Here is a 17,091-nt window from a genome sequence, read left to right on the forward strand (position 1 = left end):
GCCACTATGAAGAAAGCTAAGCTTTACTGCTACTACCTCGTTAGCTTTTTATTGCTTAGCAACCTTAGCCTTGCCAATCTACCGCTAGAAAAAATTCGCATGCAATTGCGCTGGCACCATCAATTTCAATTTGCTGGTTACTATGCCGCTAAACAGCAAGGTTATTACCGACAGGCCGGCTTTGATGTGGAAATTATTGCCGGTAATAAAAACCGTCAGCCAGTCGCTGAATTATTAAATGGGCGTGCAGACTTTGCCGAGGGCAATAGCGAAGTACTACTGGCCCGATTAAAGGGCCAACCCTTAGTCGCCCTAGCCGCTATTTATCAACGTTCGCCCTCTATACTAATCACCCGCAAAGACAGCCAAATAAACAGCACCGAGGACTTAATTAACAAAACGGTGATGTTAGTCGATGGCGTGGACTCACAGGATGCAGACCTACTGGCTATGCTTTATGCCTCGCATAGTTCTTTAGAAAATATCAATATCATCCCCAGCTCGTATAACATCGCCGATTTATACCAAGGCAAGGTACACGCTTTTAATGCCTATATTTCCAATGAACCTTTTTATTTAGAAGAGCGCGGCATAGCCTATACCGCGCTAAAGCCTGAAGACTACGGTATAGATTTTTATAGTGATATTTTGTTTACCTCCCAAGCTATGGCGAAAAATAATCCTGACAAGGTACAGCGCTTTGTCAACGCTACCTTAAAAGGCTGGCAATACGCCTTAGACTACCCCGAAGAAATTATTCAGTTACTTAAACAACAATACCAAAGCCCAAAGTCGCTGAACCATTTACGCTATGAAGCCAATATGGTGCGCAAACTGATTATTCCGGAACTAATAAGCATAGGCCACATACACCCAGGTAGGCTTGAGCGTATGGCAACAACCTTTCAAGACTTAGGTATGATTGACAACACAGCTGCGCTGTCGGGTTTTGTTTTTAACCCCAGCACTTGGCAGGACCGCCTGTTTGGCTGGTGGCCCTATTTTGTCGCCATACTCGCCTCATTAATTGCAGCATTATTGGTACAGGCATACACCAATAAGCGTCTTTCTGGCGAAATAGAACGGCGAAAAAAAGCGGAGCAAGAATTAAAAAAATTAGCACTCACGGATCACCTCACCAAACTACACAACCCTCGCAGTTTTCACCAATTATTAAGCGCCGAACTCAAACGCTCACAGCGCAACCAAAGTAGTTTTTCATTAATTGCTATAGATATAGATTTTTTTAAAGCCGTTAATGACCAATATGGCCACCATATAGGTGATGAGGTACTGCAACATGTGGCCCAAATACTGTGCACTAATCTACGCGAATCCGATATGTGCAACCGCGTGGGCGGCGAAGAATTTATTATTATTTTACCTGACACCCCCGAGCAAAGGGCTTTAGAGCTGGCTGAACGCAGCCGATTGGCCATAGAAAAATCCCCTTTTATTAAAGGGGAAATTTATATAGGGCTAACCATGTCCTTTGGCGTCACCCAGTGGCAGCCGAAGGACGAAATAAACGACACGCTGGAAAGAGCCGACCAAGCGCTATACTACGCCAAGCGCCACGGCAGAAATCGCGTACAGTTATTTAAGCCTGAAATGGCTGTTGCCCATGCTAAAGAGAAACAGCAAAGCAGGCCCCGTGTTACTGCCGATAATGGCGCTGGCACTACTGGTGATACTGCGCCGATAGTTCATGCACCGCGTTAATAAATACGCCGGCATGCTCTGGGTCTACTTCAGGGGTAATACCATGGCCTAAGTTAAACACATGGCCATTACCCTTACCAAAGCCGGCTAAAATATTTGCCACCTCTTCGCGTATACGCGCAGGCGAAGCGTACAACATACTGGGATCCATATTGCCCTGCAGGGCGACTTGATCACCCACTCGGGCTTTAGCCTGAGCAATATCCGTAGTCCAATCCAAGCCCAAAGCATCGGCACCGGTTGCAGCCATAGACTCCAACCATTGGCCGCCGCCTTTGGTAAATAAAATCACCGGTACTTTACGGCCTTCGCGCTCACGTATTAAACCATCGACTATACGCTGCATATAATTCAGCGAGAATTCTTTATAAGCGGAGTGTGATAAAGCACCGCCCCAGCTATCAAAAATTTGTACCGCTTGCGCACCCGCTTCGATTTGCGCGTTTAAGTAAACGATTACCGAGTCGGCCAGCTTAGTTAACAGTTGATGAAAAACTTCTGGCTGGTTGTACATCATTTGCTTGGTGCGGCGATAATCTTTGCTAGAGCCGCCCTCTACCATATAAGTGGCCAAGGTCCAGGGGCTGCCAGAAAAACCGATTAGCGGTACGCGACCATTGAGCTCTTTGCGTATGGTGCTCACCGCGTCCATGACATAGCCCAGGTCTTTATGCGGGTCTATAACTTGTAAAGCCGCTATGGCTTTTTCATCTTGGGTAGGTTTTTTAAAACGCGGGCCTTCGCCGGTTTCAAAATACAAGCCCAAGCCCATGGCATCGGGGATGGTTAAAATATCTGAAAATAAAATGGCCGCATCTAAAGGATAGCGCTCTAAGGGCTGCAGAGTCACTTCACAAGCCAGCTGCGGGTTCATGCACAGCGACATAAAGTCACCCGCTTGCGCGCGCGTGGCGCGATACTCAGGCAGATAACGACCAGCTTGGCGCATCATCCATACCGGAGTAACATCCACGGGCTCGCGGTTTAGGGCGCGAAGAAAACGATCATTTTTTAATTCAGACATAGTTGTTTACACTTCTAAAAAATCTAAAATTCCTTCGGCGGCTTGTCGCCCCTCCCATATAGCGGTTACCACTAAATCGGAGCCGCGCACCATATCACCGCCAGCAAAAATTTTGGGATTGCTGGTTTGAAATTTATAAGGCTGTTGCTCGGGAGCAACCACACCCTGCCAATCATTGAGCTCTACTTCATGCTCTGCCAACCACGCGGGCGGGCTGGGCTGAAAGCCAAAGGCCACTAAGACTACATCGGCAGCAATAATTTCTTCGCTGCCTGGCACCACTTCTGGGCGACGGCGACCATTTTCGTCGGGCTCACCCAGCTGGGTACTCACCACTTTTACGCCTTCGACTTTACCGTTGCCTACGATTTCTACCGGCTGACGATTAAACAAAAAGGCTACGCCTTCTTCTTTGGCGTTGGCAACTTCACGGCGCGAGCCGGGCATGTTTTCTTCATCGCGGCGATACACGCAGGTTACTTGGCTGGCGCATTGGCGTATGGCGGTGCGGTTGCAGTCCATGGCGGTATCTCCACCACCCAGTACCACAACCCTTTGCCCGCGTACGCTAATATAGTCGCTGGGGTTTTTCTCAAAGCCCAAGTTACGATTTACATTGGCCACTAAAAAAGGCAATGCATCGTAAACACCGGGCTTATCTTCACCAGGAAAGCCGCCCTTCATATAGCGGTAGGTACCCATGCCCATAAACACGGCATCGTACTCAGCCATTAATTGCGCCATTGTAACATCAGTTCCCACCTCGGTGTTGAGTTGGAAGCTAATCCCCATACCCTCAAACACCTCGCGGCGACGGGTCATTACCGATTTTTCCAACTTAAACTCGGGTATGCCAAAGGTTAATAAACCACCAATCTCCGGGTATTTATCAAACACTACGGGTTTGACGCCGGCGCGCACCAGCACATCGGCACAGCCCAGCCCCGCAGGACCAGCACCGATAATGGCGACTTTTTTGTCGGTCCATACCCGCTGGCTTAGGTCTGGCCGCCAGCCCATGGCCAAGGCGGTATCAGTAATATATTTTTCGGTGGAACCTATAGTCACCGCACCAAAACCATCGTTAAGGGTACAAGCCCCTTCGCACAGTCTATCTTGCGGGCACACTCGACCGCAGACCTCTGGCAGGGTATTGGTTTGATGGGAGAGCTCGGCCGCTTCAAATAAATTGCCTTCGGCCACCAGCTTTAACCAGTTGGGTATAAAGTTGTGTACTGGGCACTTCCACTCACAATAGGGGTTACCACAGGATAGGCATCGATGAGCCTGCTGTTGCGCCTCGGGCTGCTGGTAGGGTTGGTAAATCTCTACAAACTCCTGGGTGCGAGCTGTCATCGCTTTTTTAGCAGGGTCTTGTCGACCTACATCAACAAATTGAAATACATTGTTTAAACGTTCTGTCATGGTTTTACTCACTCTATAATTCGGTATTGGCCTGTGCGGTTTTACTCAGGCCGTTGTTTGGTGCTGGCCAATAAGGCATCCAGGCTGGCCGCTTTTGGGCTCACCATCCAAAACTTACCGATATAGTCTACAAAGTTATCCAGTATGTACTGCCCCCACTGTGAACCGGTTTCGTCTACAAACTCCCTGATATTGCTACGCAGGTGATGCCTATAGGCCTCCATAGATTCGACATTTAAACGCTGGATTTGCACCAACTCGCTGTTGTATTTATCTACAAAGCTGCGGTCTTCATCTAACACATAGGCAAAGCCACCGGTCATACCGGCGCCAAAGTTAACGCCAGTAGCACCTAACACGGTGACATTACCGCCGGTCATATATTCACAGCAGTGATCACCGGCACCTTCTATAACCGCATGGCAACCGGAGTTGCGCACCGCAAAGCGCTCACCAGCACGGCCAGAGGCAAACAATTTGCCACCGGTAGCACCGTATAAGCAGGTGTTGCCCATAATAGGGGTGTCTTGCGAGCTGTACTGTACGCCAGCAGGTGGGCGCAAAATAATTTTGCCGCCCGCCATGCCTTTGCCTACGTAGTCATTGGCATCACCCTCTAGGTGCAGCTCTAAACCACCGGCATTCCACACTCCAAAACTTTGCCCGGCCGTGCCGCTAAGCTTAAGTGTTATGGGCGCATCGCTCATGCCGTCGTTGCCGTGATGCCTGGCAATTTCACCGGATAAGCGCGCGCCTATAGAGCGATCGCAATTATTAATGGTAAAAGTAAATTCACCGCCGCGCTTTTCAACAATGGCTTGCTGCGTTGCCGCCAACATAGCCTCTGCGGTTAAGCCTTGATCAAAGGGCTGATTACTGGCTACCTGGCAAAACTCTGGCTGCTGGGTTAAAGCTTGGTCTTTATGCAGTATGGCGGAGTAATCTAAATGCTTATGCTTGTCGGTATGGCCCGGCAATTTAACCAGCAAATCGGTGCGGCCAATTAAGTCGGCCAATGAACGCACGCCCAACACCGCTAACCACTCGCGGGTTTCCATGGCGATAAAATTAAAGAAGTTCATTACCATTTCTACCGTGCCTATAAAATGTTTATCGCGCAGATAATCATTTTGGGTGGCGACACCGGTAGCACAATTATTGAGGTGGCAAATGCGTAAAAACTTACAACCCAAGGCCACCATAGGTGTGGTGCCAAAGCCAAAGCTCTCAGCCCCTAATATTGCCGCTTTAACAACATCTAAACCGGTTTTTAAACCGCCATCGGTTTGCACCCGCACCAAACCGCGCAAGCCATTAGCACGCAATGCTTGCTGTGCTTCCGCCAAACCCAGCTCCCAAGGAGAGCCCGCATAACGTATGGACGCCAAGGGGCTAGCGGCCGTGCCGCCATCGTAGCCGGAAATAGTAATTAAATCGGCATAGGCCTTGGCCACACCGGCAGCGATGGTACCTACCCCTGGCTCAGAGACTAACTTGACCGATACCAAGGCACTGGGGTTGACTTGTTTTAAGTCAAAAATCAGCTGCGCCAAATCCTCTATGGAATAAATATCGTGGTGGGGCGGCGGTGAAATTAAGGTTACCCCCGGCACCGCATAGCGCAGGCGCGCAATGAGGGCGTTGACTTTACCACCGGGTAATTGCCCGCCTTCGCCGGGCTTAGCCCCTTGAGCGATTTTGATTTGCAGCACTTCGGCATTCACTAAGTAATGCGGTGTTACCCCAAAGCGGCCTGAGGCTATTTGTTTGATTTTTGAATTGCGCTCGGTGCCGTATCTTGCCGGGTCTTCACCGCCCTCGCCAGAATTGGAACGACCGCCCAAACGGTTCATGGCCATGGCCAAAGCCTCATGGGCTTCGGGGCTTAGTGCCCCCAAGGACATGCCAGCGGAATCAAAACGCGGCAGTATGTTTTCTATAGGCTCTACTTCGTCCAAGGGTATGGGCTTAATATTTTCAGCAAAACCTAATAAATCTCGCAAGGTTGCTATAGGCCGCTTGTTAACGCTGTCGGCATATTTACCCCATAATTTATAGTCGCCAGCTTGCACTGCTTCTTGCAGCTGATAAATAACATCGGGATTAAACGCATGATACTCCTGGCCATGCACATATTTTAATAAGCCGCCTTGCTCCATGGGTTTGCGTGTTAGCCAGGCCGTTTTTGCTAGCAAGATTTGATCTTGCTCTAGGTCGGCAAAACCAGCACCGCTAATGCGACTGGCAACGCCACAGAAACATAAATCAATCACCTCTTGCGCTAAACCTACCGCTTCAAACAATTGCGCACCACGATAAGAGGCAATAGTCGCTATGCCCATTTTCGATAGTATTTTGAGCAGCCCCTTGTTAACACCGCGACGATAGTTGCGATGCATTTGTATAGGGTCACCTAAAATCTCGCCACTGGCTAATAAATCATCCAGCACGCTGTAGGCCATATAGGGATAGACTAAGGTAGCGCCAAAACCTATTAGGCAAGCAATTTGGTGGGAGTCCCGCGCCGAGCCTGTTTCTACGATGATATTGGCATCGCAACGCAAGCCCGCTTTAATCAAGTGATGATGTACTGCCCCCGTCGCCAATAAACTGTGTATGGGCAGGCGCTGTTTTGCCAGCTGCCTATCACTCAATATGATCAGGGTGTGGCCCTGCTTAACCGCCGCTTCGGCCTGCTGGCATAGTTCCTGTATGGCCTGTTGTAAATTTTTTGCTGCAGGCTCATAGCATAAGTCTAGGGTTACCGCGCTATAACCCGGGCGCTCTATGTTGAGTAGGGCTTTAAATTTATAGGCCGATAATATAGGCGAGTTAATAACAATACGTTCGGCATGCGCAGGCGATTGCTCAAAGACATTTTTTTCTGCCCCTAGGCAGCTTTCTAAACTCATCACTATAGATTCGCGCAAAGGATCTATAGGAGGGTTAGTCACCTGAGCAAATTTTTGCCGAAAATAATCGTAGAGGCCGCGCTGTTTTTGCGATAACACCGCCATGGGCGTGTCATCCCCCATAGAGCCCGTAGCTTCGTTACCACTATCCGCCAAGGGCCGCAGCACTTGCTCGCGCTCTTCAAAGCTGACCTGAAACATTTTTTGATACACCGCTAACTGCTCATTATTTAACAGTGCGTCGGCCTTGGCGCCACCCAGTGTTGATTCTATTCTGGCGGCACCATCGCGCAGCCATTGTTTATAGGGGTGAGCTGATTTTAATTCTGTTTCTATGGTTTCATTATTTAATAACTGACCGGTTTCGGTATCGACTGCAATAATTTGGCCCGGGCCTACTCGGCCTTTTTCTACTACTTCTTCGGGCTTGTAGGGATAGGTACCCACTTCGGAAGCCAAGGTAATAAAGCCATTGTTGGTAATGATATAGCGTGCCGGACGCAGGCCGTTTCTATCCAACATACACACGGCATAACGTCCATCGGTAAGTACTATACCGGCCGGGCCATCCCAGGATTCCATATGCATGGAGTTGTATTCGTAAAAAGCCTTAACATCGGTATCCATCCTATCCATGTTTTGCCAGGCCGGTGGCACCAACATGCGGGCGGCCCTAAATAAGCTCATACCGCCTGCCACTAACAGCTCTAACATATTATCTAAGCTGGAGGAGTCGGATCCGCTTCTATTAACCAGCGGTGTGATACTTTCTAAATCAGGCAAGCGCTCACTGATAAATTTATAGCGGCGGGCTTCGGCCCAGTTTCTATTACCCTCTATGGTATTAATTTCACCGTTGTGGGCTAGCAAACGAAAGGGTTGTGCCAAGGGCCAACGGGGCAGGGTGTTGGTAGAAAAACGTTGGTGGAAAACACAGATGGCGGTTTCTAAACGCGGGTCGGCTAGGTCCAGATAAAACTTGGGTAAATCTACCGGCATTACCAAACCTTTGTAGGATATGACTTCGCAAGAGAGGCTACACACGTAAAAATTTTCATCGCTGGCCAGCGCTTTTTCTATTTTACGGCGCAATAAAAATAGCAATAAGGCAGCTTGCTCTTTGCTATGGGCCTGCATATCAATAAAGCACTGCATAATGGTAGGCATGGTGGAAAGGGCAATATCCCCACAGACACTGCTATCCACTGGTACAGTACGCCACGCCAGTAGCGGTAACTGATCTTGAGCGGCCAAATCGGCAATTACTTTTTTACTGGCCTCAGCTAATACCGGGTCGGCACTTAAAAAGATTTGCCCTACGGCATATTGCTCAGGCAGGGCTACGGCCTGCTCGGCCTGCAACGCGGCCCGCAAAAAGCCATCGGGCTTTTTCATCAGCAAGCCACAACCGTCGCCGGTTTTACCATCAGCGGCTATGCCGCCTCTGTGGGTCATGCAGGTTAGGGATTCTATCGCGGTGGCTAATAGCTTATGGCTGGGCTCACCTTGCATATGAGCAATAAGACCAAATCCGCAGTTATCACGAAATTCATCCGGTCTATAAAGGCCTACAGTCATACTTCTCACTCTCTACTGATTATCATCCAATTTTTAAACGCCCAACACACAAAGCCCCAATACTTAAAGGTTCGATACCTGAAGACTTGATGCTTAAAAGGTCGATACTTATTGCGGTGAAGCATGGGCTTTTGGCCCAGCTTGTTGGCGCGGGGCTAGCCATACTACACATTAAGTGGGAGACAAACAAATTTAAAACAGTTGAAAACTCTGTTTTAAGTCTTTAAAAAGGCTTTTCAACTGCTGTCTAGCGAATTTCTGCCTGTATGCCCGACAGGCTTCTAGCCCAGGGCTTTTGCCGCTGCAAGGCAGCGGGGAGACGCTTAATTGCAGCCAGGGCTTGCTCGCGGCTATCGTAGGGACCCACTAACACCACGTACCAAGGCTGCCCCTTGAGCGTGGTGGTTAAGTAGGTGATGGGTAACTGCCCCTGATAAGGGCTACTAAAGTCTTTGGCGCTCTGCTCTTTGCGGGTGCCCAATAACTGCAGCATATAGGCGCTGCTAGGCATATCCAATAGGCGCTGCTCTTTGGCGGCAATGGGTTTGCTAGTGGTTACGGGCCGCTGAGCAACTGCAGGCGAGGCAGGCGTGTTACTGGCTTGTGGTTTTGGCGCTGCCTGAGGAGCAACGACGGCACTCTGCTCTATTGACTGCTGCTTACTGGGCTCCGCTGCTGGCGGGCTCTTGGACGCTATTATGGGCCGTGGGCTGCGATCTATGACCTGAGCTGGCTCTGCTTCTACCGCCTCAAGTTTTGGCTCAGGCTCCGGGCTAAGCTTAGCCGCAGGCTGTTGCACCGCTACGGGCTGCTCTGGCAGTGCGGGCTCTTCACCCTGATAGAGGTAAGCTATCACTATAGCCACCGCCAATATGGCAATTGCTGCTACATGGGTAATGGGCACGGGAAAGCCGGCACCAGTGTTTGCAGCCAATTCATTGCGCATTAACAAACTAGGCACTAGCTGATGCATAGCGGCAAAATTACCCTGCGCCGCCTTATGTAAACGCTCTAGCTGATGCTCATTGAGAGGGAACTCCCCGGCATAGCCTACCGATTGCAATAACAGCTGCAGATACTCCGCACTCTCTTGCTGAGTCAAAGGCCTTAGCGCCACAGTTTTGAGAGATTGCTGCTGTAAAAACTGCTTATGCTTATTGGCGTTTTCTGTTTCACTGGCCACCAATAATAAATGTATGCCGCCCTCCGCTGCCTGGTGCATATCCAATAAAAAGCTGACCTCTGCCTGCTCTAACAATTGGATATTTTCAATAATTATTAACACCGGGTCAGGCTCTTCAGCTGAAGACACGGTAAAGTCCAACGCATTGATAAATGAGCTTAAGCTATGCTGCTGATCCAGCTTTAAACCTAACCTATCAGCCAAGGCTGCTAAAATAGCATCCTGATCCGCCAGGCCTGCAACATCGACGCGGCAGCAGTCCATCACCGCATGCAGCTGTTCATGCACTTCTTGCAGCAGTCTTTTTTTACCGCTGCCAGCATCTCCGTAAAACAATACCGGCTGCTTACTAAAACGGCCGTAGTGCACTAGTTGCTCTAGTACCTTTCTGCGCTCACCGCCTTGGTAAAAAAAATTAGCCTGAAAACCTTCAGCAAAAGGATCTGCGCCTAAGTCCAAACGATAAACATAGTGTTCGCTAAAGGTATTTACGGTTTTTTTTGGAGACAACATACGCGCCCCTACAATTATTTTTAGCCTACTTAGGCTGGCACACCTGCATTGGCCAGTACTTTTTTAACATCGTCTATAGTGATATCGCCGGTGACTATAGCCTTGCCTATGCGCTCTAATAACACTAGGCGCAGCTGGCCATCCAGCACTTTTTTATCCACCATCATTAACTCTAAAAACTGCTGCTGGCTCATTGCTGGCGGAGTTATAGGTAAATTCACTGCCCGCAGCATGCGCTCTAGGCTATCCACATCGGACTGCTGAACCCAGCCCAGCTGGGCCGACAGTTTTATTGCCAACACCATACCGGCCGCCACTGCCTCGCCGTGCAACCAATTACCATAACCCTGTGCAGTTTCTATGGCATGGCCAAAGGTGTGCCCCAGATTTAAGATAGCTCTAATACCGGACTCTTTTTCATCTTCAGCCACCACCTGCGCCTTGTTTAAGCAGGAGCGGTAAATCGCCTCAGCCAGCACTGATTCATCTCTTGCCAATAAGGCAGAGGCATTCTCATCTAACCATTGATAAAATTCAGCATCGCAAATAAGCCCGTACTTAATCACCTCTGCTATACCAGCGGACAATTCTCTATCGGGCAGCGTCATTAATGTATGGGTATCGGCAATCACACATTGGGGCTGGTGAAAAGCGCCTATCATGTTTTTACCTAAGGGGTGATTAACACCGGTTTTCCCGCCCACGGATGAATCTACCTGTGACAATAAGGTGGTGGGTATTTGTATAAAGTTCACCCCACGCTGGTAACTGGCCGCCGCATAGCCGGTCATATCGCCGACCACACCACCACCCAAAGCGATTAGCGTAGTGCTTCGATTATGCTTATCTTTAAGCAGCTGATCGTAGATGGTCGCCAGCACTGTTAGAGTTTTGTGCTGCTCGCCGTCGGGCAGTATCACCTCAGAATATTGCAGGCCCTGTAAGCTTTGACGGACTTTTGCTAAATAGAGTGGCGCCACGGTTTCATTAGTCACCACCAACACCTGCTTGCCACTAATGTGCTTTAACAACAATTCAGGCTGCTCGATTAGGCTTTTGCCTATATAGATAGGGTAGCTTCTATCGCCCAAGTCCACATGTAAGGTTTGCATTTATCAATATCTCATTCACGTTTTGAGTGTTAAATGCATTATAAAGACCATTGATAGAACTTACTATGCAGCCGGCAGAGAGAATCTTACCCGACCCTTAACCAGCAATACTGCGACTAATTTCTATAGCTACGGAACGTGGACTACGACCATCGGTATCAATAATATAATCGGCGATTTCCTCATACAGCGGGTGCCGCTCTGCCATCAAAGCTGTTAAGACGGCGCGAGGATTATCGGCTTGTAACAAAGGCCGTTTAGTATCTCTACTGGTGCGTTTAACCTGCTCGTCTATAGAGGTTTTTAAATACACCACCTGGCCCCGACTCGCTAATAGCTTACGGTTTTCAGGTTTAATAACTATGCCACCTCCAGTCGCCAACAGGATTTTATCCTGCTGACTGAGTTCATCCAGCATGGCTGACTCACGCAAGCGAAAACCCTCCTCGCCTTCCATATCAAAAATCCAGGGGATATCGACGCCACTGCGGTCTTCTATCTCCTTATCGGTATCCTTGAACTCAAGACGAAGCTCAGCCGCTAATAAGCGGCCGATGGTAGATTTGCCGGCCCCCATGGGGCCGACTAAAAAGATATTACCTAATGCTTTCATAATTTAGTCGATAAGCGTGTCGGCTAAAATACGCGGCGTGATGAAGATTAGCGTTTCGGCTTTGACTTGGCGTATGGAAGTCTGTCTGAACAAGCGACCTAAGTAGGGGATGTCGCCCAGTACGGGAACTTTACTTTCCGACTTCACATCCTCAGTACGGAATACACCACCTAAGACCACGGTTTCACCATTACCCACCAACACTTGTGTTTCCAACTGTGTCGTATCAATGGTTGGTATGGTTCCACGCCCGCCAGGCAACTGTATCAAATCCCCCAAGGAGTCTTGATTGATCACTAAGTCCATAATGATTCTATCGTCCGGGGTAATGCTGGGGGTAACTTCCAGCTTTAACACAGCTTCTTTAAACGCAATAGTTGTAGCGCCATTACCTGAGGACTGCTGATAAGGAACCTCAGTACCTGACTTGATCACAGCTAACTGCTTATCACCCGTAATCACTTTGGGTTGCGAGACTATCTCACCTCGGCCCTGTGACTCTAATGCAGACAGTTCAAATGACAGCGCCACATCAGTACCAATATACCCCAAAGAAAATGAACCTACAGGATTAGAGACACCTAAATCCACGCCTAAGGCGTCATCCCAATCTATAGTTTCGCCGTTAGCCTGCTCCACAAAGGTATTATTGCTACCACCAGCAATTAGGCGATTACCACCACTAGCGCTATTCGCCTCACTTTCATAAACGCCACCCCACTGTATACCTAACTGCTCATCAAAGTCAGAATTAGCAATCACTATTCTAGCCTCAATCAACACCTGTCGAATGGGCACATCTAATAATTTGATAACGCGACGGAAGTCTTCTAATTTTTGCGCCGTTTCTGTTACCAAGAGCGAGTTTGTTCTCTCGTCTACAATGATACTACCGCGCAGCGATAACATAGTACCAGAGCCACCAGAGTCACCTTCGTCCTCAGTGCCACCATCTTTAAATAATTCGAACAAGGCTTTAGCATCAGCGTAACGTATGCGTATATATTCTGTTTGCAGCGGCGCCAACTCTTCGACCTGTTTATTATTCTCAATTTCCTGGCGTTCACGCTCGGCTATTTCTGCCGCCGGAGCCACCATTAGAACATTTCCTACTTGGCGCTTATCCAAACCTTTCGTCTTGAGCACCAACTCTAGAGCTTGATCCCAAGGCACATTTTGCAATCGCAGAGTGATTTTGCCAGAAACCGTATCGCTAGCCACCAAGTTCAAACCAGTAAAGTCAGCAATTAATTGCAATACCGCTCTAACTTCTATGTCTTGGAAATTAAGTGATAACTTCTCACCTACATAAGCAAATTCTTTTTGGCGCTGCTCGCTTTCCGCTTTGGTTAAAGGCTTAACACTAACCACATAATCATTATCAGTTTGATAAGCAAGGTAATCGTACTCTCCTATTGCTCGTAGCGCGAAAATAGCACCGCCCTCATTGGCCGCAGCCTCCACCTGCTGTACCGGCGTTGCAAAATCACTTACGTCGTAGCGACGCTGCAATGATTCAGGAATAGAAGCGCCTTTAAAATCAATTTTAATTTTTTCGCCTTCAACAAAAACATTAATATCAGCTTTTGGGTTATCCAGAGTGATAAGCAGCTTACCTTCACCCAGTTCGCCACGTTTAAAGTCTATGCTGCGTATTTCATTACCTCTAGCCTTAGATACTTTTTGCGTAGCTGCTACCAATTTATCTTCACGGGCAGGTTTTAAATAATCCCTCGCGCCAGCATCACCCACTTCTACATAGAGGGAATTACCTTCAACGCGAGTAGTATAGGGTGCTAGCTCCACAAGATTTAAAATCATGCGGGTGCGACCAGATGACTCTAACACCACCGCACTGCTGGCATTACCAAAAGACAGGGGATGTTTTTTCTGCTTGAGCTGGCTAGATACGCCAGCAAAATCCAAGGCAATGCGAGCGGGTTTTTCTATGTTGTAACCCTTAGGTTCAGGGGGAGTACCGTCAAAATCTAACTTAACCTGAAAACGGCCGCCTTGCTTAGAGCTAAAATCTATACCTGTTAAATTAACGCTAGCCAATGACAGGCTTGAAATTAATAAACAGCTTAGCGCCAGAACAATTCTCAGCGGCCTTTGCAAGTTAGCACTGCAGCCTGATATGCCCCGCTGCAGCTGTTGTGATCGATTTGCAATATCCATTGACTTCTCCGCTCTCATTATTCTTTCACTTGTAGCTTAATGGTTCTAGGACGCTCTATCCAACCATCAACGCCATTCGGCACTATTTCAACAACCGCAACATAGTTCTCAGCTGTTTCTACAACTCGACCATGATTGCGCCCCATATAATTTCCATTCTTAACGCGATTGACACCGCCATCGCTATCTTGAATCAAAGCCCATAGCGTACCGCCCTGCTCAAGAGTACCCACCATGCTCAAGGCATCGATACCGTATTTTTCTAAATATTCTTTGGTTCTATTTTCGTCTGGCTTAACATTGCTGCTGGCCTGTAGGCGAGTAATTTCGCCCACCTCTACCGGCTTCTCAAAAGGGCTGCGCAAACCGGTAGCACTGTAGGAAAAAGCTTTATACGTTTTAAACGGCGGAATAGGTTTGATAGGGCGTTGCGGCTTGGCTTTCTCTTCCGCCATAAAATCATCTAGATCACTAAAATCTGAATTGCTGCAAGCCATTAAACTTAATACACAAACACTCAGTATTATTTTTTTTGATTGCATAAATATCCGTCTCAACATTATCACTACCCCTCATCTATTTCTATATAGCGATAAGTTTTCGCAGTGATATTCATTTCCAGCTTACCAGACCCCAGATCTTGCAAACTAAAATCATGCAAGGTGACAATACGGGGCAGACCCGCTATACCACTCACAAAAGCACCTATGTCGTGATAAGTACCAACCACGGAAATAGAGATAGGCAGCTCAATATAAAATTCTAATGTTCTCTCCGCCTGCAATTTAATAGCTTTTATTTCCAGGCCATTTTCGCGCCCTTTGTTGGTAATATCTTCCAACAACCCAGGCACCTCTGTATCACTGGGCAACTGGCTTACTAAGGCGCCAAAAGACTCTTCCATCTCCTGCATTTGACTACGGTAAGCTTCTAGATTGGTTGCCTGGCCAGCTTTACGGCTAAACTCTGTGCGCAACTCAGTTTCTTTTTGCGCGGCCCTTAGCTGCTCACTCTGTAAATCTGAAATATCCTGGGTATACCCCAAGGCAATCACGGCCGAAAAAGCAATAACCCAAACCACCGCTTTGACAATAATGGGCCAAGACCCCATATTCTCAAAGTCGAGGTCGTTAATATCGAACCCTTCTAACTCTTTAAGTGCATCCTGTAAGGTCATTTGCTGTCACCTCCGTCTACAGCTGAAGGCATGCTGATTTTAAATGACAATTTAAATGAGCTGGCCTGCTCACCATATTCAGGGCTAGCCGTTACTGCGCTTAAATTCGGGCCAGCAAACCAGTCGGAACCTTCCAGTTTTCTCATTAAGCTGGAGATACGGTTGTTTGACTCGGCATTACCATCCAAGGAAATAACAGAATCTTTCCTAGTTAAGCTTTTATAAAAAACACCATCCGGTAAGGTTCTCACCATCTCGTCAAAAATTCTGACTATGATAGGCCTATTACCTTGCAGCTCTTGAATAACCTTCATTCTATCCAGTAGCTCTTGTTTCTTTTTTTCCAGCTCGCGTATTTCTTTAACCTGATTATTCAAGTCGTTAATATTCTGCTGCAGATAAGCATTTCTAGCGTTCTGGCTTTCTATCTCACTGCGCACCTGTGTATCAGCCAGCCAAACCAGCAAACCGGCAAAAACAGCTACCGCAATAAGTACTGCGATAAATTCTTTTTGCAGTTCTTGCCGGCGCTCGTCCCGCCAAGGTAGTAAGTTAATATTCGCCATTAGTCAAAACTCCTCATTGCCAAGCCGCAGGCAATCATCAATGAAGGAGCATCATTACTTAAAGCCATTGCATCTACCGAAGGGGTTAAGGCCATATTGGCAAAGGGGTTGGCCACACTAGTAGTGGTACCTAATTTATTTTGCACCAACTCCGCCAGGCCATTCATAGAGGCCACACCGCCAGCTAAGACGATATGATCGACATCATTGTATTGGCTGGAAGAGAAGAAGAACTGCAAAGAGCGAGTCACCTGTTGCACTACAGCCTCTCTAAAAGGATCTAGTACTTCGGGTTCATAGTCGTCGGGCAAACCGCCTTGCTTCTTGGCTAGGCCCGCCTCTTCTACCGACAAGCCATAACGGCGCTGTATTTCTTCCGTTAACTGCCTGCCACCAAATAACTGTTCACGGGTGTAGACTGTCTCCCCGCCGACCAACACGCTAAGTGTGGTCATGGTAGAGCCTATATCGACGATGGCAACTGCCCCATCCTCTTCTATATCAATTTGCGGCGCGATTAAGGTGTAGGCTCGCTCAATGGCATAGGCTTCCACATCAACCACCTTGGCGGTTAACTCAGCCATTTCCAACGCATCGGCCCTTAAATCAACGTTTTCGCGCCGGCAAGCCGCCAATAGCACCTCAACCTGCTCGGGATTGCGCTCCGAGGGCCCCTGCACTTCAAAGTCTATAGCGACTTCATCCAAGGGATAAGGGATGTACTGGTCAGCCTCTAGAGTGATTTGCGACTCCATGGCATCGTCATTCAGGTCGGCGGGCATGTCTATATGCTTGGTGATAACCGCCGAACCGGCCACTGCCACCGCCACCGTCTTAAGCTTGGATTGGCTGGACCTATGTACCTTGGCCACAGCCTCAGCTACCGATTCCAGCTCGACAATATTCTTCTCCACCACCGAATTCGGGGGCAGAGAGGACACTGAATAGCTCTCGACCTTGTAGCTATCGCCACTTTTACTGAGTTCCAATAGCTTCACAGAACTGGAACTAATATCCATTCCCAGCACCGGAGTTTTCTTTTTATTTCCGAATAAACCGCTTAGCACAGCATTTTTCCTATTTGCATC

12 protein-coding genes are annotated in these 17,091 nt (G+C 48.2%); 1 reads left to right on the forward strand and 11 read right to left on the reverse strand.

From position 1 onward, the window contains the following. Window positions 1-6: 6 nt before the first annotated feature. Window positions 7-1,722 (forward strand): GGDEF domain-containing protein, encoded by a 1,716-nt coding sequence (locus NO559_RS06470; protein ID WP_258330990.1) that lies wholly within the window; start codon window positions 7-9, stop codon window positions 1,720-1,722. Here NO559_RS06470 and hemE read toward each other — a convergent pair. From hemE to NO559_RS06525, 11 genes are all read right to left on the reverse strand, one after another. Then, a complete protein-coding gene (gene hemE, locus NO559_RS06475; protein WP_258330991.1) occupies window positions 1,682-2,746 on the reverse strand; it encodes a uroporphyrinogen decarboxylase in 1,065 nt (354 codons plus the stop codon). The two genes, NO559_RS06470 and hemE, sit on opposite strands and share 41 nt — an antisense overlap. 6 nt (window positions 2,747-2,752) lie before the next feature. Continuing rightward, complete coding sequence (locus NO559_RS06480; RefSeq protein WP_258330992.1) at window positions 2,753-4,171, reverse strand: FAD-dependent oxidoreductase; 1,419 nt, start codon at window positions 4,169-4,171, stop codon at window positions 2,753-2,755. Window positions 4,172-4,212: 41 nt separating this feature from the next. Continuing rightward, window positions 4,213-8,661, reverse strand: coding sequence for a glutamate synthase large subunit (gene gltB, locus NO559_RS06485; RefSeq protein WP_258330993.1), 4,449 nt, complete (start codon window positions 8,659-8,661; stop codon window positions 4,213-4,215). Between the two features lie 247 nt (window positions 8,662-8,908). Further along, window positions 8,909-10,357, reverse strand: a complete 1,449-nt coding sequence (locus NO559_RS06490) for an SPOR domain-containing protein (RefSeq protein WP_258330994.1) — start codon at window positions 10,355-10,357, stop codon at window positions 8,909-8,911. 29 nt (window positions 10,358-10,386) lie between these two features. Beyond that, window positions 10,387-11,469 (reverse strand): 3-dehydroquinate synthase, encoded by a 1,083-nt coding sequence (gene aroB / locus NO559_RS06495; RefSeq protein WP_258330995.1) that lies wholly within the window; start codon window positions 11,467-11,469, stop codon window positions 10,387-10,389. A gap of 97 nt (window positions 11,470-11,566) precedes the next feature. Further along, window positions 11,567-12,082: a shikimate kinase AroK gene (aroK, locus tag NO559_RS06500; RefSeq protein WP_258330996.1), complete on the reverse strand. Its 516-nt coding sequence runs from the start codon at window positions 12,080-12,082 to the stop codon at window positions 11,567-11,569. Window positions 12,083-12,085: 3 nt separating this feature from the next. Beyond that, entirely contained in the window at window positions 12,086-14,260 is a 2,175-nt protein-coding gene (locus NO559_RS06505; RefSeq protein WP_258330997.1) for a type IV pilus secretin PilQ, read from the reverse strand. Window positions 14,261-14,277: 17 nt separating this feature from the next. Continuing rightward, on the reverse strand, window positions 14,278-14,820 hold the full coding sequence (locus NO559_RS06510; RefSeq protein ID WP_258330998.1) for a pilus assembly protein PilP: 543 nt from the start codon (window positions 14,818-14,820) through the stop codon (window positions 14,278-14,280). Between the two features lie 5 nt (window positions 14,821-14,825). After that, window positions 14,826-15,437: a type 4a pilus biogenesis protein PilO gene (locus NO559_RS06515; RefSeq protein ID WP_258330999.1), complete on the reverse strand. Its 612-nt coding sequence runs from the start codon at window positions 15,435-15,437 to the stop codon at window positions 14,826-14,828. Continuing rightward, entirely contained in the window at window positions 15,434-16,003 is a 570-nt protein-coding gene (locus NO559_RS06520; RefSeq protein ID WP_258331000.1) for a PilN domain-containing protein, read from the reverse strand. The genes NO559_RS06515 and NO559_RS06520 overlap by 4 nt, the downstream gene beginning before the upstream one ends. Continuing rightward, window positions 16,003-17,070, reverse strand: coding sequence for a pilus assembly protein PilM (locus NO559_RS06525; protein WP_258331001.1), 1,068 nt, complete (start codon window positions 17,068-17,070; stop codon window positions 16,003-16,005). The genes NO559_RS06520 and NO559_RS06525 overlap by 1 nt, the downstream gene beginning before the upstream one ends. Window positions 17,071-17,091: the final 21 nt, after the last annotated feature.

Source organism: Dasania sp. GY-MA-18, from assembly GCF_024734385.1.
Lineage (GTDB): Bacteria > Pseudomonadota > Gammaproteobacteria > Pseudomonadales > Dasaniaceae > Dasania > Dasania phycosphaerae.

Bases quoted from the DNA above. Each gene is read 5' to 3' on its own strand.
- NO559_RS06470 (WP_258330990.1), top strand. From the start codon at position 7: ATGAAGAAAGCTAAGCTTTACTGCTACTACCTCGTTAGCTTTTTATTG.
- hemE (WP_258330991.1), bottom strand. From the start codon at position 2,746: ATGTCTGAATTAAAAAATGATCGTTTTCTTCGCGCCCTAAACCGCGAG.
- NO559_RS06480 (WP_258330992.1), bottom strand. From the start codon at position 4,171: ATGACAGAACGTTTAAACAATGTATTTCAATTTGTTGATGTAGGTCGA.
- gltB (WP_258330993.1), bottom strand. From the start codon at position 8,661: ATGACTGTAGGCCTTTATAGACCGGATGAATTTCGTGATAACTGCGGA.
- NO559_RS06490 (WP_258330994.1), bottom strand. From the start codon at position 10,357: ATGTTGTCTCCAAAAAAAACCGTAAATACCTTTAGCGAACACTATGTT.
- aroB (WP_258330995.1), bottom strand. From the start codon at position 11,469: ATGCAAACCTTACATGTGGACTTGGGCGATAGAAGCTACCCTATCTAT.
- aroK (WP_258330996.1), bottom strand. From the start codon at position 12,082: ATGAAAGCATTAGGTAATATCTTTTTAGTCGGCCCCATGGGGGCCGGC.
- NO559_RS06505 (WP_258330997.1), bottom strand. From the start codon at position 14,260: ATGGATATTGCAAATCGATCACAACAGCTGCAGCGGGGCATATCAGGC.
- NO559_RS06510 (WP_258330998.1), bottom strand. From the start codon at position 14,820: ATGTTGAGACGGATATTTATGCAATCAAAAAAAATAATACTGAGTGTT.
- NO559_RS06515 (WP_258330999.1), bottom strand. From the start codon at position 15,437: ATGACCTTACAGGATGCACTTAAAGAGTTAGAAGGGTTCGATATTAAC.
- NO559_RS06520 (WP_258331000.1), bottom strand. From the start codon at position 16,003: ATGGCGAATATTAACTTACTACCTTGGCGGGACGAGCGCCGGCAAGAA.